The 21,043-nt window shown below is 36.1% G+C and carries 18 protein-coding genes; 10 read left to right on the top strand and 8 right to left on the bottom strand.

All coding sequences use genetic code 11. The features are described from left to right. Positions 1–51: 51 nt before the first annotated feature. A complete protein-coding gene (gene lon, locus LKL37_RS20425; RefSeq protein ID WP_431612269.1) occupies positions 52–2,457 on the bottom strand; it encodes an endopeptidase La in 2,406 nt (801 codons plus the stop codon). Positions 2,458–2,717: 260 nt separating this feature from the next. Here lon and LKL37_RS20420 point away from each other — a divergent pair, with 260 nt between their 5' ends. The 10 genes from LKL37_RS20420 (at position 2,718) to serS (ending at position 14,121) form a co-directional block, all read left to right on the top strand. After that, positions 2,718–4,871, top strand: a complete 2,154-nt coding sequence (locus LKL37_RS20420; protein WP_431612268.1) for a SurA N-terminal domain-containing protein — start codon at positions 2,718–2,720, stop codon at positions 4,869–4,871. A 128-nt stretch (positions 4,872–4,999) separates the two neighbouring features. Beyond that, positions 5,000–5,950 carry an MlaD family protein gene (locus LKL37_RS20415; RefSeq protein ID WP_431612267.1) on the top strand — a complete coding sequence of 317 codons (951 nt, stop codon included), beginning with the start codon at positions 5,000–5,002 and terminating at the stop codon, positions 5,948–5,950. An 11-nt stretch (positions 5,951–5,961) separates the two neighbouring features. Then, complete coding sequence (locus LKL37_RS20410) at positions 5,962–7,299, top strand: 4Fe-4S dicluster domain-containing protein (RefSeq protein WP_431612266.1); 1,338 nt, start codon at positions 5,962–5,964, stop codon at positions 7,297–7,299. Positions 7,300–7,388: 89 nt separating this feature from the next. Then, the gene (locus LKL37_RS20405) at positions 7,389–8,174 is read left to right on the top strand and encodes a (Fe-S)-binding protein (RefSeq protein WP_047377320.1); all 786 of its coding nucleotides are present in this window, start codon (positions 7,389–7,391) and stop codon (positions 8,172–8,174) included. Positions 8,175–8,266: 92 nt separating this feature from the next. Continuing rightward, positions 8,267–9,082 (top strand): FkbM family methyltransferase, encoded by an 816-nt coding sequence (locus LKL37_RS20400; protein WP_431612265.1) that lies wholly within the window; start codon positions 8,267–8,269, stop codon positions 9,080–9,082. An 80-nt stretch (positions 9,083–9,162) separates the two neighbouring features. Continuing rightward, positions 9,163–9,654 carry a hypothetical protein gene (locus LKL37_RS20395; RefSeq protein ID WP_431612264.1) on the top strand — a complete coding sequence of 164 codons (492 nt, stop codon included), beginning with the start codon at positions 9,163–9,165 and terminating at the stop codon, positions 9,652–9,654. Positions 9,655–9,849: 195 nt separating this feature from the next. After that, on the top strand, positions 9,850–10,998 hold the full coding sequence (locus tag LKL37_RS20390) for a glycosyltransferase (protein ID WP_431612263.1): 1,149 nt from the start codon (positions 9,850–9,852) through the stop codon (positions 10,996–10,998). Beyond that, positions 10,995–12,239 carry an oligosaccharide flippase family protein gene (locus LKL37_RS20385; protein WP_431612262.1) on the top strand — a complete coding sequence of 415 codons (1,245 nt, stop codon included), beginning with the start codon at positions 10,995–10,997 and terminating at the stop codon, positions 12,237–12,239. Before LKL37_RS20390 ends, LKL37_RS20385 begins: the two co-directional genes overlap by 4 nt. Positions 12,240–12,267: 28 nt before the next feature. Then, positions 12,268–12,786 carry a hypothetical protein gene (locus LKL37_RS20380; protein WP_431612261.1) on the top strand — a complete coding sequence of 173 codons (519 nt, stop codon included), beginning with the start codon at positions 12,268–12,270 and terminating at the stop codon, positions 12,784–12,786. 66 nt (positions 12,787–12,852) lie between these two features. Beyond that, entirely contained in the window at positions 12,853–14,121 is a 1,269-nt protein-coding gene (serS, locus tag LKL37_RS20375) for a serine--tRNA ligase (RefSeq protein WP_431612260.1), read from the top strand. Positions 14,122–14,178: 57 nt separating this feature from the next. Here the strand turns inward: serS and LKL37_RS20370 are convergent, their stop codons facing one another. The 7 genes from LKL37_RS20370 to ccoN form a co-directional block, all read right to left on the bottom strand. Then, entirely contained in the window at positions 14,179–14,916 is a 738-nt protein-coding gene (locus tag LKL37_RS20370; RefSeq protein WP_431612259.1) for a hypothetical protein, read from the bottom strand. Between the two features lie 18 nt (positions 14,917–14,934). After that, positions 14,935–15,660: a sulfite exporter TauE/SafE family protein gene (locus LKL37_RS20365; protein WP_431612258.1), complete on the bottom strand. Its 726-nt coding sequence runs from the start codon at positions 15,658–15,660 to the stop codon at positions 14,935–14,937. Continuing rightward, a complete protein-coding gene (locus LKL37_RS20360; protein ID WP_105703480.1) occupies positions 15,651–16,103 on the bottom strand; it encodes a FixH family protein in 453 nt (150 codons plus the stop codon). Before LKL37_RS20360 ends, LKL37_RS20365 begins: the two co-directional genes overlap by 10 nt. Positions 16,104–16,113: 10 nt before the next feature. After that, positions 16,114–17,568, bottom strand: a complete 1,455-nt coding sequence (gene ccoG, locus LKL37_RS20355; protein ID WP_431612257.1) for a cytochrome c oxidase accessory protein CcoG — start codon at positions 17,566–17,568, stop codon at positions 16,114–16,116. Positions 17,569–17,662: 94 nt separating this feature from the next. Continuing rightward, entirely contained in the window at positions 17,663–18,544 is an 882-nt protein-coding gene (locus LKL37_RS20350) for a cbb3-type cytochrome c oxidase N-terminal domain-containing protein (RefSeq protein ID WP_431612256.1), read from the bottom strand. A gap of 10 nt (positions 18,545–18,554) precedes the next feature. Then, positions 18,555–18,755, bottom strand: coding sequence for a cbb3-type cytochrome oxidase subunit 3 (locus LKL37_RS20345; RefSeq protein WP_002983870.1), 201 nt, complete (start codon positions 18,753–18,755; stop codon positions 18,555–18,557). A 16-nt stretch (positions 18,756–18,771) separates the two neighbouring features. Continuing rightward, positions 18,772–21,033, bottom strand: a complete 2,262-nt coding sequence (gene ccoN, locus LKL37_RS20340; protein WP_431612255.1) for a cytochrome-c oxidase, cbb3-type subunit I — start codon at positions 21,031–21,033, stop codon at positions 18,772–18,774. Between the last annotated feature and the right edge of the window lie 10 nt (positions 21,034–21,043).

The following is a 21,043-nucleotide window of genomic DNA, read 5'->3' as shown; positions in this document are numbered from 1 at the left end:
GAATATCAGAACGTGTTTCCTTATTGAGAAGTTAATATGTTATAAGTTGTTTTATTCTTCAATAGCAATGTCGATCACTTCTTCCATTCTGCTTACATAATGTACTTTAAGATCTTTTAAATAATCTTTTTTGATCTCTTCCACATCTTTTCTGTTGGCTTCACAAAGGATTACGTCTTTGATTCCTGCTCTTGTTGCAGCAAGAAGTTTTTCTTTTATTCCCCCTACAGGAAGTACTTTTCCTCTTAAAGTAATTTCTCCAGTCATGGCAAGGTGAGGTTTGACCTTCTTGTTTTTGAATGAAGATACCATTGACGTTAGCATTGCAATACCTGCAGATGGTCCGTCCTTAGGAGTTGCTCCTTCAGGAACATGAACGTGAATGTTTTTCTTGTCCAGGTCTTCCTGAGGAATTCCAAGTTCATCATGCTTGGCTTTAATATATTCAAGAGCGATAGTGGCAGACTCTTTCATCACCGTTCCAAGATTTCCGGTCATCGTCAAAGATCCTTTCCCATTGCTTAAAATACTTTCAATATAAAGAATATCTCCACCTACACTTGTCCATGCAAGACCTGTTACTACACCCGGAACTCCAGTGATTTCGGATAGCATTTTCGGTCTTGGAACCCCAAGAATTTCATCTACTTTTTCCACTGAAATTTTTGGATCATATTCTTTTACCAGAGCAGTCTGTAATGCTACCCATCTTGCAACGGCAGCAATTCTTTTCTCCAGTGTTCTTACACCGCTTTCAGAAGTATGTGCTTCTACGATATGTTTAAGTTCTGCATTTCCAAGTTTGAATGATTTTGCATCCAGACCATTTTCGTCCTGTTGTTTCTTGATTAAATGTCTTTTGGCAATCTCAATCTTTTCCTCCAAAGTATAACCGGCAATCTGAATAATCTCCGTTCTGTCTAAAAGAGGAGTCTGTATCGTTGAAAGTGAGTTTGCTGTAGCAATGAACATTACTTTTGAAAGATCATAACCCATCTCAAGGAAATTGTCGTAAAAAGACTTATTTTGTTCAGGATCAAGAACTTCTAGCAGTGCTGAGCTTGGGTCTCCGTGAAGACCTTGCCCTATTTTATCAATCTCATCAAGAACAATGACCGGATTTGAAGTGCCGGATTTTTTGATCGACTGCAAAATTCTTCCCGCCATAGCGCCTATATACGTTTTTCTATGGCCACGGATTTCACTCTCGTCATGAAGACCACCTAAAGATAATCTTACATATTTTCTTCCTAAAGCATCAGCAATAGATTTCCCTAAAGAGGTTTTACCAACCCCCGGAGGCCCTACCAATAACAAGATAGGAGATTTCATATTGTTTTTTAGCTTTAATACAGCCATGTGCTCCAGAATTCTTTTCTTAATGTCTTCCAGCCCAAAGTGAGCTTTGTCAAGAACTTTTTCAGCCTTGGCGATATCAAAAACATCTTTCGTATAAGTTTCCCAAGGAAGATCTGTAAAGAAATCCAGATAATTTCTCTGTACATTATAGTCCGGAGAATTAGGATTCTGACGCTGCAGTCTGCCGATTTCCTTCTGGAAATGTTCCTCTACTTCCTTGCTCCATTTTTTGGTCTTAGCCTTAGCAATAAGATCTTCTACATCACTTTCAGGTCCACCACCCAATTCTTCCTGGATGGTTCTGATCTGTTGGTTCAGAAAATATTCTCTCTGTTGTTTGTCAAGATCTTTTGAGGTTTTTTGGTGAATCTGACTTCTCAGTTCGAGTTTTCTGAAATCCTCATGCATCATTTCGTAGCACTGATTCGCTCTTGTCATCAAGTTTTTCTCTTCAAGAAGCTTTTGCTTTGCTATCGAAGAAAAATTAGCATTCGTACAGATGAAATTCAGTAGATCATCATTATTAGTAATGTTTTTGATCGCGAAATTTGCAGCATTAGGAATATTCGGATCCAGTTCAATGATTTTTAAAGCAAGATCTTTGATGTTTTCCAGTAATGCCTCGTATTCGTCTTGGTTTTTAGGATGTGTATCTTTTAATTTTGATATTTCTGCTCGGAAATAAGGTTGGTTTTCAATGATTTTTTTAATCTTGAATCGGTGAAAACCTTTAGTGATAGCAGTAATATTGCCTTCCGGAAGCTTGATGATCTTAATGATCTTGGCCAATGTACCGGTAGTGTAAATATCTTTTTCGGAAGGTTGTTCCATATCCGAATTTTTCTGGCTTACAATTCCAATAAAATCCCCGTTCTTCTGTGCTTCCTCAAGAAGCTGTATAGAGTTTTTTCTCCCTGCAGTAATAGGAATTACTACATTAGGGAACATAACCATATTTCTTACGGGAAGTATCGGGAATATTTTCTGTTCGGAATTTTTATCAGTCTCTGCGAAGTCGGAAAGATTGATTTCTTCAGCTACGATATCAAATCCATCGCTGATCATTTCTTCTAAACTAATATCTTCAAATTCTATCATAGTCAATCGAATGACAAATTGTCATTTTCGTTTTTTATCGTTAAAAGGATTTTTTATAATATGCGCTGAAAACGTGTGGCATATTATAATAATCTAAAAATGCACAATACTTATGCCATTTGTTTTTTACTTAAAAATACGGTCAAAATTTCCTTTTTTAGTTAAACTTTGCATTAAAAATCAAAATAAAGCAGTTCTGTTTCTGTAATTTCTTAAAAATGTGTATTTTCGCAAACTGATAAAAAACTATAATTTATAAAATGGCAATTTTAGGACAGATTAGGAGTAAGCCTTGGCTTTTAATGGGAGTAATAGCCTTAGCGCTTTTGGCGTTCCTGGTGAACCCCGATAGTATCGACAAGGTTTTTGGTAAGAATCCTGACGTTTTAGGAAAAGTAAATGGTGAAAAAATCACCCGCGAAGAGTTCAATGATCAGCTTTTCGTGTTGCAGCAACAGGCTGATCAGCAAGGGCGTCCGAAAAACGGTCTTGAAGAGCAGGCTTGGCAGTTACTTGTACAATCTAAACTTATCAAACAACAGTTTGAGAAATTAGGTTTTGAAATGAATGATGATTATTTCTGGAATCAAATCCAGTACGATCAGATGTTTGCTCAAAACCAACAGTTCTTTGATGAGAAAGGTAATTTTAAAACTCAAGAGCTTAAAAAAGAAATTGAAACATTAAAAACCACCAATCCTGAAGGATATAATCAATGGTTGAAAACTAAAAAGACTATTGAGTACAGACTAATGGCAAGACAGGTGTTTACCAATATTTCAGCAGGTATCACTACCGGTAAAAAAGAAGCCGAAGAATTGATGAAGCAGAGAGATCAGCTTGCAGATATCGACTTTGTAAAAGTAGATTATGCAGCTTATCTTCAGAAAACAAAGATCAATGTTACAACACAAGATCTTGCGAACTACATCAAGGAGCACCCTGTAATGTTCAAAGCTGAGCCAAGCAGAAATATCGGTATCGTATATTTCCCATCAAAACCTAGTGCGGCAGATGATGCAGCAGCCCTGAAAGAAATTACAAAATTATATTCAGGAGGTACAGATGCAAGCGGAGGTACAGAAAACTTCCAGAATACGAAAAACGATTCTATGTTTGTAACGGCAAACTCTGATGCGCCGTTCAATCCACAATATGTGAACCCTGCGCAACTTCCTCCAACAATCAAAGATCAAATCACTGCAGCAGCAGTAGGTCAGACTTTTGGTCCTTATAAAGAGCAGGATGTTTATGTAGTATCTAAACTTGTAGGTAAAAGAGCTTCAGATTCTACTTTATCAAGACACATCCTTATTGCATTTAAAGGAAGTCCTGCTGGTCAGGGAGTAACAAGAACTAAAGAGCAGGCTAAGAAATTGGCAGACTCTATCGGTGCCATTGTAAAAGCAACTCCAGCTAGATTTACGGAATTCCTTAAGGTTTCCAGTGACCCGAATTCTGCAGCTCAGGGAGGTAGCTTAGGATGGACAACTCCGGAAACACCTTTCGTTCCTGAATTCCTTACTTATCTTGCCAACAATCCTAAAGGAGCTACTGGCGTAGTAGAAACACAGTTCGGTTACCATATCATCAATATTGAAGATAAAAAATCAGGATCAATGGGGTATAAAGTTGCTAACCTTGTGAAAGCAGTTAAACCTTCAGATGCTACTGAGGCTGAAACAGATAAAAAATCAAGAAAATTTATTCAGCAGGTTCAAGGGAAATCTTTCAACGATTTCGTGAATATTGCTAAGAAAAGTAACTACCAGTTCACCAATCCAAAAGCAGCGAAAAGATTTGAAGGTCAGCTTCAGGGCTTAGGTACTGAAAAAGATCCGGAAATCCTTACTTGGGCTTTTGATAAGAAAAGAACGAAAGGAGATACTGAATTATTTACTGTAGAAGGAACAGGTGATAAAATTGTAGTTTATCTAAACGGAAAACAAGATGCAGGTCTTGCAGATCCAGAATCTGTAAGAGATCAGATCGAAGTTTTAGTTAAAAATAAATTGGCTGCAAAACAAATCTCTGATAAAATTACTGCAGCGAAAGCTTCAAACTTAGATCAGATTACTAAATTATTCGCAGCTCCAAAACAGTCTGCTCAGGTAAACCTACTGAACCCTTCAGTAGCTGGTGCTATGGAACCTAAAGTTGCCGGTGCTGCATTTGGTGTAGCAAAAGGTAAACTTTCCAACCCGGTTGAAGGTGGTACAGGAGTTTATGTTTTGATCAAAAAATCAGAAACAGTAAACAAACAACCTGGAGATCTTAAGCAGTTTACAGAATCTCTTTCTCAGAGAAGTGCTGGAATGTTCGGTCAGGCTTGGATGAAGAGTCTTCAGGACAATGCAGATATCGAAGATTACAGAATCGAGATCTGGAACAAGCTGGGACATCAGCAACAATAAGAAATTTATTTCATTGATATAAAAAGCGACAAAATTTTTTGTCGCTTTTTTTGTATTTAACGCAGAACAATAAAGGAAAAGATTTATTTAAAATGTACTATATTTGCTTATTAGAAAAAAATTAGCAAGTGAAGTTCAGTAAAGAATTAAAAGCTGGTGTGATCACACTTCTGGCCATTGTAGGTTTTGTGGTGTTGTTTCAGTTTATGAAAGGGAAAAGCCTTTTTACTACCGATAATATATTTTACGCAAAATATGACAACGTAGAAGGCCTGGCGCAGTCTTCGGCAGTTTCTATCAACGGTCTGAAAGTAGGACAGGTTGATAAAATTATTCCTCTTACTGCAAAAGATGGAAAAATTAATTTTGTTGTAAAAATTACAGTAGATAACAAATTTGAATTCTCAAAAAATTCATCATTAGAAATCTTTGAACCAGGATTAATGTCTGGTAAAGAGATGAGAGTAAATCTAGCCTACGGAGGCCAGACGGCTAAAGACGGAGATACTCTGAAAGGTGCTTTCAAATTGGGAACGCTTGGAAGTCTTTCTTCTCAGGTAGGCCCGGTAAAAGATCAGCTGCAGGTAGTTCTACACAGAGTAGACTCTCTAATGGCTAATGCCAATCTGCTTGTTGATGCTCAAAACAGAGCTGAAATAAAAGCTTTATTATCCAATCTTAATAAAACAGTAGGAGCATTACAGACTACGGCGGGAAGTGTAAACAGCCTGGTAGGACATAATGACCCTAAACTGCAAAAAGTATTGGACGATGCAAGCCTTACGATGCAAAGTGGAAAAGTGACCCTGGATAAATACGGAAATCTGGCTCAGAGCATCGATACTAAACAGTTGAATTCAACAATTGCCAACTTAGACGCTACAGTAGGAAAATTGAATCAGGTGATTGGAGGAATTGATAAAGGAGAAGGAAGTTTAGGTAAACTGATGAAGGATGATCAGCTTTATAACAACCTGAATTCGGCTTCTACTAACTTGAATTCATTAATCGAAGATATGAAAGCGAACCCGAAGAGATATATCAACTTCTCGGTTTTCGGTAAAAATAACAAAGACTAATACACCACCCTATGCAGTACATTGATAATATTATTTTCCTGATTTTATTAGTGGCAGGATTTGGGCTGTTTGCTAAAAGCCTGTTGAAAATCTACAGAAATATCAGGTTAGGTCACGAAATCAATAGAAACGATAGAAAATCTGAACGCTGGAGCACCATGGCACGAGTTGCTATGGGACAGAGTAAAATGACAGCACGTCCTGTTGCCGGAGTTCTACACCTTTTTGTATATGTAGGTTTTGTGATTATTAATATCGAATTAATAGAAATCATTGTTGATGGAATATTTGGGACGCATCGTTTTCTGGCTTCGGTTTTCGGACACGGATTCTACAGTTTCTTTACAGCAACATTAGAAGTCCTGGCACTTCTTGTGGTAATAGGAGTGGTAGTTTTCTTTATCAGAAGAAACTTTTATGGTGTTAAAAGATTAACGATGAAAGAACTTTTCGGTTGGCCAAAAAATGATGCCAACTGGATTCTTATCATAGAATTTGCCCTGATGATGGCTTTCTTTAAAATGAATGCATCAGATTTTATTTTACAGTCGAGAGGTGTTTTACCAGTACATGGAAGCTTCCCGATCAGTGAAATGACATTGGTTCCTTTTTTAGAAATTTTCAGTTTTGATAACGGATTTTTAATGTTTACAGAGAAAGCGGCATGGTGGTTCCACTTTGTAGGGATTCTTTTCTTCATGAACTATCTTTATTATTCAAAACACCTGCATATTATTCTTGCATTTCCAAGTACATGGTATGCAAATCTTGATAAAAAAGGAAAATTCAACAATCTTGAGTCTGTAACGAAGGAAATCAAATTGATGATGGATCCCAACGCAGATCCTTATGCTGCTCCGGCAGAAGGTGCTGAAGCGGATGTCCCTTCTAAATTTGGTGCAGAAGATATTTTTGACCTGAATCAGGTACAGTTGCTTAATGCTTATTCATGTACAGAATGCGGACGTTGTACTTCCGTTTGTCCGGCTAATATTACGGGTAAAAAGCTTTCTCCGAGATTGATTCTGATGAAGACAAGAGACAGGCTGGAAGAAGTAGGAAGAAATATTGATCAAAACGGAAAGTTCGTTGACGACGGAAAAAAACTGTTGAACGATTATATTACAAAAGAAGAACTTTGGGCTTGTACTACATGTAATGCATGTACAGATGCCTGCCCGGTATTGCTTGATCCACTTTCCATTATTTTTGAAATGAGAAGATTCCTGGTGATGGAACAGTCTGCTGCTCCACAGGAACTGAATCTGATGATGACCAATGTGGAAAACAACGCAGCGCCTTGGCAGTATAATCAGGCTGACCGTCTGAACTGGGCTACAGAAAACTAGATAACTAATCAATTTGTAAGTTTGAAATTGATTACAGTCTGCAACATTTTCAAATTTCCAAATTCTCACATTTTCAAATTGAAAAAGAAATGGATTTCAATATAAAAACAATGGCAGAATATGCTGCCGAAGGAAAAGCCCCGGAAGTTTTATTTTGGGTTGGATGTGCGGGAAGTTTTGATGACCGTGCTAAAAAAATTACAAAAGCATTTTGCAAAATATTAAATAAAATAGGAGTTGAATTTGCAGTTTTAGGACAGGAAGAAAGCTGTACCGGAGATCCTGCAAAAAGAGCCGGAAATGAATTCGTATTCCAGATGATGGCGCTTACGAATATTGAAGTACTGAATGCTTACGAAGTAAAGAAAATCGTAACGGCTTGTCCACACTGTTTCAATACTCTGAAAAATGAATATCCAAGCTTAGGTGGACACTTTGATGTAGTACATCATACTCAGTTCCTTAAAACCCTAATGGAAGAAGGAAGACTGAAAATAGAAGGTGGAGCATTCAAAGGGAAAAAAATTACTTTCCATGATCCATGCTACTTGGGACGCGCCAATGACGAGTATGAAGCTCCAAGAATGTTATTGGAGAAGCTGGATGCAGAGCTTGTAGAAATGAAGCGCTGCAAAACCAATGGTCTTTGCTGTGGAGCAGGTGGTGCACAGATGTTTAAAGAGCCTGAAAAAGGAAATAAAGACATCAATATTGAAAGAACGGAAGAAGCTTTATCTTTTGAACCTAAGGTAATTGCTACAGGATGCCCTTTCTGTAATACCATGATGACGGATGGTGTAAAACACTTTAATAAAAATACCGAAGTAGCTGTAAAAGATATCGTTGAACTTCTTGCTGAAGCAGAAGATTTATAATAACCTATTCATAAACAATAAAACTCAGGATATTTCCTGAGTTTTATTGTTTTTATTCAAATTACAGTATCTTACCATAACATAAGGCCAGTATGAGAAGTATTTTAGCATCCTTATTTAGATTTATTTTTAGTTTTAAGTTTTTTAAACAAAAGTATTTTACTTTTCATAAATATATCTTTAAACCCTATAGCCTATTTCATGGTGTAAAAAGACAGATCATCTATCGGAACTCAATTAAGCTGGATTTAGAACTGGATGACTGGATCCAGCAGCAGCTCTATTTTTTAGGTGATTATGAAAAGACAGAGATAGATTACTTATATGCAGTATTAAAAGAAGGAGATTCTTTTATTGATGTAGGGGGGAATATTGGACTGTTTTCATTAAATGCTTCCAAAATTGTAGGAAATACCGGAAAAGTATATGCTTTTGAAGCTTTTAACTCCAATTATCAGAAATTTTCAAGAAATATTTCCTCCAATGGATTCAAAAATATTACGATTGAACATCTTGCTATTGCTGAAAAAAGCGGGTATATTGAAATCCTATACAATGATACCTATGACAATGTGGGGATGGCGTCTTCCTTCCTTAAAGACTTTACTGCCGTTGAAAAAGTGGAAAGTATAAGTCTGGATAGCTATGTAAAAGAGAAGCGTATTGAGAAAATAGATCTAATTAAAATAGACATAGAAGGAGGAGAGTTTTCTGCATTACAGGGAATGACAGAGATCCTAACACAATTTCGTCCAAAAATCATAATAGAAATAAACAATATAGCATTAAAAAGCTCTGATCATTATGAAGCAGAACTGATAGAAATTCTGCTTGAAAAGGCGTATTCTAAAACGAAAATTCTTAGCAGGAATGAGAATTCCTACAATGCAGTTTTTGAATGTATTTAATGCTTTCAAATTTTTAGGATAAAAACCTTTCTATTTATTTTGGATAAAAATCGTAATTTTATAGTCTAAATTGAAAGGATATGAAAATCGAAGAATCTAACATTGTAGAAACAAACGACTACAGAGTTATTATATACCCGGCTTCAAGACCATTTGAAACAAAGGAAGCTAAGGCAATTACAGAGAAATTATTTGATTTTCTTGCTACATGGGCAGCCCATGGAAAATCCCTTTCTTCCTCTTTTAAAATTGAAAAAAATCAGTTTATCATAGTTTGTGTAGATGAGGAGAAAGAAATGGCTTCCGGATGTAGTATTGATGCTTTAGGGAAGGTAATGAGAGAAATGGATGAAGAGTATAAACTTGGTCTTTTCGATAGAATGAAAGCAAGTTTTGTAGAAAATAACGAAATAAAAACCCTGAAATTGATTGACTTTAAAGCAGGCTTAAGGAATGGCGAGATTTCCAAAGATATTCAGGTTTTTGATTTTTCTAAAAATACATATCTTGATTTTTTAAGTCATTTTCTTCTTCCTCTGGAAAAAAGCTGGGCGGGAAATTATATCAGCTAAGTATTTTAATATCAAGGATAAAAAAGGATGATCTATATCGTCCTTTTTTTGTACATAGAATTTTGGATATTATGGTGATCAATTTCGGTTTTTTGGAATTAGAATAAAAGAATGAAATTGATTAACTTTAGCAATTGGTTTGCTACGATATAGTGGGCATTAAAGATCAAAATAAAGATACATATTAGATAAATTTTGAAAAGAAAAAAGATACTCTTCATCTCATCGTGGTTTCCTAATCAATTAGAGCCTACCAATGGTAACTTTGTTCAAAGGCACGCGGAAGCTGTTTCATTATCTTGTGATGTTGAAATACTACATGCTATTGGCAATTTTAAACAAGAAGAATTGTATGTTTATGATGAAAGGGTTATTAACAATATAAGAACCTTAATCATTTATTATAAAAACTCAAAAAATCCGTTTCAAAACTTTCTTAGGAAGATGAGAGCCTATTCAAAAGGGTTTGCAAAATTGAATAAACCGGATCTGGTTCATGGGAATATTCTGTATAACAACATGCTTTTTGCTGTTTATCTGAAGAAAAAATATAAAATACCATTCGTTATTACAGAACACTGGACGGCTTTGCAACAAGAGAACCTATCAAAAACAGGAGGTTTTATCAAATGGATTGCAAAATATATTGCAAACAATGCAGGATATGTTTTACCGGTAAGCCATAATTTGAAAGATAGTTTGATGCTGTTGGGAATTACTGCCCCCATGAAAGTGATTTCAAATGTTGTAGATACTGATGTTTTTACAATAAAGTCTAATACTGAGAAATCCATGTATTTGAAATTTCTTCACATATCAAGTTTGATTCCCCGTAAGAGACCTCAGGCTATCATTAATACAATCTATTTACTGCACCAAAAAGGATTTCCGGTACATTTGGAAATAGGAGGTGATGGAGACACAGAATCTTTAATCACTTTGGTTAAAAGTTTATCTGCCGAAGATTATATAACCGTTTTCGATGGAATAAGCTATATTGAAGTAGCTCAGAAAATGCAACATTCTGATTATTTTATCCTGTTCAGTGAAAATGAGACTCAAGGCTGTGTTATTTTGGAATCCTATGCATGTGGAAAACCCGTAATCTCTACAATGGTTGGTGGAGCAGCAGAATTCATTATTGATGGGCTTGGAATTGGAATTGAAAAAAATAATCTAGAGCAGCTTTATAAGGTTTTGGAAAAATTATGTAAACATGAATATGTTTTTAAAAGTGAATCTGAGATCAGAAATTTTTCTGTAGAGAGACACTCCAAAAAGGCTATTAATGAGCAATTTACACAAATTTATGATGATATTCTTTCTAAAAATAAAGCCTCATGAAAAGTCTGAAAGATTTTTTAAGAAATTTTTTTAGCAATAGTGGGCATCATGTATTCTTTTCTTTCCTTATTGCTAAAATCAGTAGTTTCCTTGGGTCTTTACTGATCATCAGGCTTTTGCCTGAAAATGAATTCGGAGTTTTAAGTATCGTTCTTTCTGTGTTGACAATTTTCACACCATTCACAGGATTTGGAAGCAGTCAGAGTTTAATGCGTTTTGGATCTATTTCATCTGATAAAGACGAAAAATTAAAAATATCATCTTACTTTTTCTTTAAAGGAATTCTGTATGAATTGATTCTGATTATCTTATTTTTATCCGTCTCTGTTTTCTATTTTAAAAAGTATGAAGATATTTTCATCATTTTTATGGCTTGTGCAGTAAGATTGGGGGGATTTTATCTTCTTAATCATATTCAGGTTTTCTACCGGATTTGCAATAAAAATCAGACCTTTGCAAGAATCAATAATGTAGTAAATATCGGAGGGTTGTTATTGGCCTTGTTTCTTACATACTTCTTCAAGTTTTACGGATATCTTATTGCTATCAGTATTGCACCCTATTTATCTTTATTTTGGCTTAAAAAAGAGATTTATTATCAGAATGGGCTAAAGCCTCAAAATCATAAAGAAATGTGGCGGTATGGAATATTTACGGCTTTGACTTCACTTACTTCAGATGCTCTGTACTCACTGGATATTCTGCTGCTGGGTTTTATGATGAATGAAAATGCTGTTGCTAATTACAGGATTGCTATTCTGATTCCTTCCAATATCACTTTTCTTGCTACAAGTTTTCTGCAAAGTGATTTCCCGATACTCTCAAAGAACTTTAAAGACAGAAAGTTTTTGAAATCGTATGTGATTAATTTTAATAAATTTTTCTTTCCTATTTGCTTGGGTATACTTTGTTTTTTTTACTTATTTAAAAAATATATAATTATACTGTTCTTTGGCGAAAATTATGTAGACAATGTTTCATTGTTAATGATTTTGTCAGTTGGTTTCACCTTAGGCATGCTTACCAGAAATCTGTATGGAAATCTTTTACCTGCAGTAGGCAAAATTGAGATTAATGCATGGCTTAGTATAGGATCGCTTATATTTTTAGTAGTACTTTCCTATGTGCTTGTTCCTGCTTATGGGATTATAGGAATGGGAATTGCAATGACAGCCACACTACTTATTTCAGGGTTGGGCTATTTATTTTTTTTCTTTTCTTATTTAAGGAAACTGCCTTAATGATAAAATCTTTTTTATCTTTGTTAGAATGAAAAATTTTTTTCTTTATATTGTATTATTAAGCTGCTTTCTGGTAAGTTGTAAAAGTGATGATGATTCTTTGCAGAGAGTAGATCAGGTACTTAATATCTACATGAAAAACAGTGCTGGTCAGGATCTTCTGAATAATAAATTGACAGGATCTTACACCGGATTTTCCGTGAATGATGTCTTTGGAACCAAAGATATTGCTCCGGTAAGTATTTCATTAAAAACATCACCCGAGTCATTATTCTATATGGAATATATTGCAGGTGCCAAAAGAAGAAGGCTGGATTCTATCAGCCCGGATCAACCAGGTACAGGAAATTCTTTATATTCCAGAATGCTGATTACGTTTACAAAAAGCACCAATGTAAATGATAATGTTACAGGATTGCTGGAAGTTCAGTATCGTAATACTCCTACGGCATTTCAGGTTTCAAAGGTATTGTATGATGGAAACGAAGTGTTTTCAAAAAATGCGGATGCACCAACTTCGATAAATACCATTACTATCACAAAATAATTTTTAAATTTGTACAATTGTTAGCTTATTATAAGCTAAACATCTAATATTTAACATCTAAATAAAATGTTACAAGTCAATTTTTTGCGCGACGATAAAGAACGCGTTTTAGAAGGTCTTAAGAAAAGACAATTCAAAAATCTTGAGTTGGTAGACGAGGCTATCGCTGCCGACGACGAAAGAAAAAGAATCCAGTTTGAACTAGATTCCCAGCTTTCCGAAATCAACAAAATTTCGAAAGAAATCGGACTGTTGATGAAAGAAGGGAAAAAAGAAGAAGCGGAATCTGCAAAATCTAAAACAGCACAATACAAAGAGTCGAGCTCAGAATTGAAATCCCAGTTAGAAGTTAAAGAAAACGACTTACTGAATATTCTGTACCAGCTTCCGAACATTCCGAATGAATTGGTAAAAAGCGGAGCTTCTGCTGATGATAATGAAATGATTTTCCAGTCTCATCCGGTAGAAGGTCTTGGTGAAGGAGCTATTCCTCACTGGGAACTGGCAAAAAAATACAACCTTATTGATTTTGAATTAGGGGTGAAAATTGCAGGTGCAGGTTTTCCGGTTTATTTAGGAAAAGGAGCAAGATTGCAGAGAGCTTTGGTTCAGTATTTCTTAGATAAAAACGTAGAGAAAGGGTATACAGAAGTGAATCCTCCTCACGTTGTAAATGAAGCATCAGGTTTTGGAACAGGACAGCTGCCGGATAAAGAAGGGCAGATGTACTATATCAACGAAGATAGATTATATCTTATTCCTACAGCAGAAGTACCTGTAACGAATCTTTATCGTGATGTATTGCTGGATGAAAAAGATCTTCCGATTAAAAATACAGCATTCTCTCAGTGTTACAGAAGAGAAGCGGGAAGCTATGGTGCTCACGTAAGAGGCTTAAACCGTCTTCACCAGTTTGAAAAAGTTGAGATCGTAAGAATTGAAAAGCCTGAAAACTCTTATGCTGTTTTGGAAGAAATGGTAGAGCATATCAAAGAAATTCTTACAGACCTTGAACTTCCGTTCAGAGTATTGAGACTTTGTGGTGGTGATACTGGTTTTGCATCAGCAATGACATATGACTTCGAAGTATGGAGTGCTGCTCAGGAAATGTGGCTGGAAGTAAGTTCTGTGTCTAACTTTGAAACATTCCAGGCAAACAGACTGAAGTGCCGTTACAAAGGAGATGGCAAATCTCAGTTGGTTCATACTTTAAACGGATCGGCAATGGCGTTACCTAGAATTATGGCTGCATTACTGGAAAACAATCAGACAGCGGAAGGAATCAAACTTCCTAAGAAAATTGCAGAATATGCAAGATTTGATGTAATTAACTAAATGAATAATCTAGTTTAGTCTATAATAAAAACCCACCGGATTCCGGTGGGTTTTGCTTTATTCTGTAACGATGATAATCTTTTTATCTGCGTTTTTTAGTTTTGAATCTTGATCATAAATAGCTTTCAGATCGTACTCTATCCTTATCGAATGGTTATCAATCTGCTTCACCCAGTCATGCTTCCCAGAAATTGATTGTATGGGTTTCTCAAATTTTAAAGTAGTACCAACCTTTTTGAAAAACATCACCATCATGCCTGCCATTTTTTCGGCTTCTTCCTTCGAAGTTTTGGATCGGATCGACTCTTCAATACTTTTAAGATTAAAATTTTCTGTATCAATTGTCATGGTTTTCCCATCCCAATTGTTGTAAACATTCTGATCCAGAGGAATTTTTTCAGTTTTTGTAAAACTTTTCAGAGCCAGGTAATCTTCCGGAGCAAAATGTTCCATTTTAAAAGAAAATCCTGCTAGCTTATTATCTTCTTTGGTGGATTTCATGAAGATCTTTTTCATGATTCTGATGGAGTCCGGATTTTCAGTCTTTAATTTTCCTTCCTTTTTGGCAAGATCATACATACTTGTCCATGTGGTTGGAAGTTTATCCATTTCTCCAAATTCTTTTTGCTTTAATGAATCTGGTGTCATAGCCATCATTTCAGACATAAACTCTCTGGTATCAATATCGGTAACAGAAGTAGAGGCAGCATCTTTGTGATAGACAATTTCAGAATTCACACTGCATGATTGCAGCATAAAAAGGCTTATCAGAAATAAGACAATGGTTTTCTTCATGGTTTATTTACATACAAATTAATGACAGTTAACAGCCCCGTTTGGATCTTTAATAATCGTCATGGCTTCTGCTTTTGGAGAAACATAGGGAATTCCCAGTTCAAGACCTCTTAGAATGAATAATCCTCCCAAAATGATCATGATAACGGGAACTGTTTTTAGAATCTTTACCCTGAAGGCCTGATTCATCAGATTTCCGGCTAAAACTATAGCAAACATGAACGGAAGGGTTCCGAGACCAAATAAGGCCATATATAAAGCTCCCTGCCATATTCCACCTCCTGCGAGGCTTGCGGTAAGAGCCATGTAAACCATTCCACACGGTAAAAAGCCATTAAGAACTCCTGTGGAGAATCTTGAACGGTAATCTGCTTTCTGAAGAAGTTTTCCTAAATTTAATTTGACAGAGTATAAAAATTTGGAAAGGAAAGGTATTTTTGAAGCAAAATCTTTTCCTCCAAATGAAAATACAGCCATGATAATCAGAAGAACTCCTGCTGTTATGGTAAGATATTTCTGAAATCCTGCCATTTCAAATCCCTGCCCAATAATTCCAAGAAGTGCACCCAATAATGAATAGGTGAAAATTCTCCCGAATTGATAGGTAAGATTCTGAAGATAGAAGTTGGCAGCCTGTTTTTTGGTTAATCCCATCGACAAGGCAATAGGGCCGCACATTCCGATACAGTGAAAACCGGAAGCAAAGCCTAAAGCAATAGCCGATACAATAAGTCCTATTTCCATATCACATCATAATCCATTCGATAGTCTGTTTTATCTTTTGTCCAACTTAATCTTAATGTGTAGTTTCCTACTTTCAATACCTGTGCTGGTATTGTGAAAGACTGGCTGGCATCAAGCTGTACAGATTTTTTGATATCTAAATTCTGGTCGTCGGTTCTGTTTAAAACAAATTTTACCGTAGTATTTGAGTTATTATATTCTTTTGGAAAAGTAATTTTAATTCCTTTCGTATCCTGGCTGTATACAGGTTTTTCCTGTAAGTCATCTGCTTTTTTCTTTGCATCAATCACATCCTGGTACTTCAACTCCTCTTCGTAATAATTATCGGTTACCATTTCAGAGTTTTTCTGCCCGTTTGGGAAAAGAAACATCATGGATAATATAAAAACTATGAATGCAAGTAATGCAATTACAACACCGTGTCCCCAACTAAAGTTCTTCATTTTTTTCTAATTAAAATTGCAGTTTAAATGGCCCTTCAAAATAAGTCTGATAAGAATCAATCAATTTACCCTTCATATCATAAACACCAATCGTGATATTCTGTTTAGACAGTTTCATTTCATCTTCAGGGAAGCTGATATTGATTGTTCCTTTTGAAATTTTATCTCTGTCTACCTGAATTTTGCTTGATGCACTATAAGTAATTTCACCATGTGCCGGATCAATTACTTTGATGGTAACTATTTTTTTATCGTTCGTTTTATTAAGGAAAGTATAATTATACGTATTGGTAATTTTACCATCTCTTACAAAGAATGTGCTTCCTGCCGGTTTGATGAATTTGGCTTCCATCTCACCACGGCTGTAAAGAAGATATCCCAGGAATCCTACAAGAAGGAACAGGAATATTGAAAAACCTTTCATTCTTCCGGTAAACTTGAACTGAGTCTGCTGCTCAATTTCATTTTCAGAAGCATATCGAACCAATCCTTTTGGAAGGCCTACTTTTTCCATGACTTCATCACAGGCATCGATACATGCTGTACAGTTGATACATTCCAATTGCTGTCCGTCTCTGATGTCAATTCCGGTAGGGCATACCACTACACACTGGTGGCAGTCGATACAATCTCCTTTACCAGCTGCTTTACGGTCTTCTCCTTTTCTCCATTTTGATCTGTTTTCTCCTCTTTTGAAATCATAGAAAACGTTGATCGTATCTTTATCAATCAGTACTCCCTGAAGTCTTCCGTAAGGACATACCAGCGTACAAACCTGTTCTCTGAACCACGCAAATACAAAGTAAAATGCTGCAGTAAGAAGAATCATTACAATAAAATTGGTAGGATGCGTAAATGGCCCTTCCCCAACAATCTTAAACACTTCTTCATATCCTACAATATACATGAACATGAAGTGGGTGATGATTAATGAAATGATGATATAAACAGTCCATTTCAAACTTCTCTTCCAGATTTTCTCCGTATTCCATTCCTGTCTGTCCAGTTTCATCTGCTTGTTTCGGTCACCTTCAATCAGATATTCTATTTTACGGAAGATAGATTCCATAAAAATTGTCTGAGGGCAAATCCACCCGCAGAAAATTCTTCCGAACGCAATCGTAAAAACAATAATAAAAATTAAAGAGGCGATAGCACCTAAAGTGAGGATAAAAAAGTCCTGTGGATAGAAAGGCTGTCCAAAAATGAAAAACTCCCTGTCTATGACATTGAACAATAATAACGGGTTACCATTGATTTTGATGAACGGTAACGCAAAATAAATAATTAATAGTAAATAGCTTACAATGTTTCTATAGTTGGTGTACTTCCCTTTAGGTTTTCTAGGAAATACCCATCTTCTTTTTCCGGATTGCTCCATTGTCCCTATAGAATCTCTGTAAGTCTCAGGGTCCAGAACCTGTCCCTGTCCGCCGCGTACTTCTATTTCTTCTATGTCTGACATATGTAATAGGTTTTAAAAAAGAAAAAACATAATTCGTTACTATTTTTATCTAATAACAAATTATGTTTTTTTCATATGTTTCTAATTTTTTAAATTATTCTTTTTCCCAATGTGCTTCAGTTCCTTGAGGAGCTGCTCCTCCTTGAGCCGGAGTCACTGGTGGTTGTTCTTGATTGATGTGATATACATACGCTGCAATCTTTTCAATCTCTGCACCTGAAACTTCTCCGTTTTTACCGAACGGTCTCATTGCCGGGTTAGTAGGAGAACCATTCCAGTCCATGTGGAATACGTTTTTGAATAACGTTTTCTCAGGCTGGTTGATCCAGTAGTTATCAGTAAGGTTTGGTCCGATACCTCCACTACCGTCTTCTTTATGACAAGATGCACAGTTTGTTTTGAATAATTCTTTACCTTCTGCAATATTATCAGCTGAATATTTAGCTGTTTCAATCGTCACAGGAGGCTGAGTTTTTTGGTATTCTTCAATACTAGCTAATTGCTCTTTATATTCTTTTTCATATTCGCTTAACGGGTGAGCGAAGTCTGTGAAAGAGTATGCTGCAATATATACAATACAAAAAGCAGTCCCAAAATAGAATAAACCTACCCACCATTTTGGTAATTGGTTATCCAGCTCCATGATTCCGTCGAAACCGTGGTCGATAAGGATATCCTTTTCTTCAGTTTCAGATTGCTTTTTGAAGGCTGCATCATACATTCTTCTTAAGAAAGGAACTTTCTTTTCAGCCAAATAAGCTGCTTTCTCTTCCGGAGATAATTTTTTGAATTTGTTGTTCTCAATAAGGTCTCCAATAGCACTATGAATATAGGCAAGGATACCAGCGATTACAACAGTTCCCCAGAAGTAAGGCGAAGCTAGGAACGCGTAGCTTTGTACAAACAAATAATAAAAAACTATTAAAAGCCCAATTATTATTAAGATGTTTACGACAACAGGTGTTCTTTGTTTCATAAAAAATAGTTTAATTTTTTAAATTAAAATCGTCATCCTCATCATCCCCAAGTGGTGCTTCTTCTTCTTCTTTGTAATATTTCTTAGGTCTGCTAAAAACATAGATTACTAAAGCTATGAAGAACAGCATAAAGAAAATCAGAGCCAGCGTCTGGTAGAAACCAGCGTTTTCTGTATTGGATAATATATCTTTAAAGTTCTGAGGAATCATATGAACCTTTTAATGTTTAGTTATTACTTGCTGTTTTAATTTCAGTTGTTTTGATATCTGTACCTAATCTCTGAAGATAAGAAATAAGAGCTACAATTTCTTTTTTCTCTAACTCTCCCTGAGGTCTCTTAGCATAAGCCTGCTTAAGGTCATTTGCTTCAGAGAAGATATCTTTTACAATTTTTGCCGATTGGTTGTTTGCCCATTTATCTGCAGAATCGATTTGAGCCTTAGTATAAGGTACATCGAATACATTCTTCATCAGCTTCATTTTGTCTACCATCTTAGTTCTGTCTAAGTCAGTAGCAATTAACCAAGGGTAACGAGGCATGATAGAACCTGCAGAAGTAGATCTTGGGTTATACATGTGTTTGTAGTGCCAAGAACTTGGGTTTTTACCACCTTCTCTATGTAAATCCGGTCCTGTTCTCTTAGAACCCCATAGGAATGGTCTGTCGTATACGAACTCTCCAGCTTTGGAGTATTGTCCGTTTTTACCGTTGAATCTTGTAATCTCATCTCTGAACGGTCTGATCATCTGAGAGTGACAAGCGTTACATCCTTCACGGATATAGATATCTCTACCTTCAAGTTCTAGTGGTGAATAAGGCTTCACTGCAGAAATCGTAGGTACACTTTTCTTAAGGGATAGTGTAGGGATGATTTCAATTGAACTACCGATAGATATTGTGAAGAAAGATAAAATACCTAATAATACCGGAGTTCTTTCCAGCCAAAGGTGAGTACCTTCTCCTTCTTTTCTGTTTTTACTGATGTTTGCCAACGCTGGAGCTTCAGCAGGAACTTCTTTCTGGAACGATCCTTTTCTTACTGTAGCAATTACGTTTACAATCATTAGGATAGATCCTGAGATATAGAATAAACCTCCTACGAATCTCATTTTGAAGTAAGGGATAATTGCAGTTACAGTATCCAGCCAGTTTTTCCATAATAAGGTTCCGTCCGGGTTGAATTGCTTCCACATTAATCCTTGTGTAAATCCTGAAATATACATTGGAACTGCATAGAATATAATTCCTAAAGTACCTAACCAGAAATGCCAGTTAGCTAATTTTACAGACCAAAGTTTTGTTCTCCACATGATTGGTACCAAATAATAGATAACCCCGAATGCCATGAAACCATTCCATCCAAGAGCTCCTAAGTGTACGTGACCGATAACCCAGTCTGTAAAGTGACCAATTTTGTTGATGTTTTTAGTTGCCAAAAGCGGTCCTTCAAACGTCGCCATACCATAACAAGTAACAGCTACTACGAAGAACTTAAGGATAGGATTTTCTCTTACTTTATCCCAAGCTCCTCTTAGCGTAAGAAGACCATTTAACATACCTCCCCAAGATGGTGCAATAAGCATGATAGAGAATCCTGTTCCTACCGCCTGAGCCCAAGCTGGAAGAGCTGTATACTGAAGGTGGTGAGGACCAGCCCAGATATATACGAAAATTAATGACCAGAAGTGAATAATGGATAATTTATAAGAGAATACCGGTCTGTCTGCAGCCTTCGGAAGGAAGTAATACATTAAACCTAGAACCGGAGTCGTCAATACGAATGCAACCGCATTGTGTCCATACCACCACTGTACAATAGCATCTTTTACCCCTGCATATGCTGAATAAGATTTCCAGCCTGTGAAAGATAAAGGTACTTCAAGGTTGTTGAAGATGTGAAGCATTGCTACTGCAATCCATGTACCGATATAGAACCAGATGGCTACATAAAGGTGTCTCACTCTTCTCTTAGAAATAGTCAGGAACATATTGATACCAAAAATGATCCATGAGAATGCGATCAATATGTCGATCGGCCACTCGTGTTCAGCATATTCCTTAGAGGTATTGATCCCCATAAAGAACGTAACGAACGTAGCAACGATCATAAACTGCCAAGTCCAGAAATGTAACCAAGACAATGTGTCACTGTACATTCTTGTTTTTAATAATCTCTGTAATGAGTAATAAATACCCGTGTAAACGATGTTACAAACGAATGCAAAGATTACGGTGTTGGTGTGCAGCATTCTGATTCTACCAAAACCAAATGCACCATGAGTGTTTATTAAACCTTGAATATTACCCGATGCCAAACTCTTAATGGTTGTGTCATCTGTCCCGAAAAAGAATTCAGGTAATTCAGGGTAGAAAAGCATTAATGCCGCCGTAAGCCCGAACGTAAATCCAATGAGACCGAAAACTAAGGTCGCATAAAGGAACGCACGGACAATACTATTGTCATAACTAAACTTCTGTGTTTCCATATCAACTATT

This window comes from Chryseobacterium sp. 'Rf worker isolate 10' (genome assembly GCF_050753305.1).
In the GTDB taxonomy this organism is placed as follows: domain Bacteria; phylum Bacteroidota; class Bacteroidia; order Flavobacteriales; family Weeksellaceae; genus Chryseobacterium.
The sequence above is the reverse complement of the archived record's forward strand: the minus strand, read 5'-3'. Positions and strand labels throughout refer to the sequence as shown.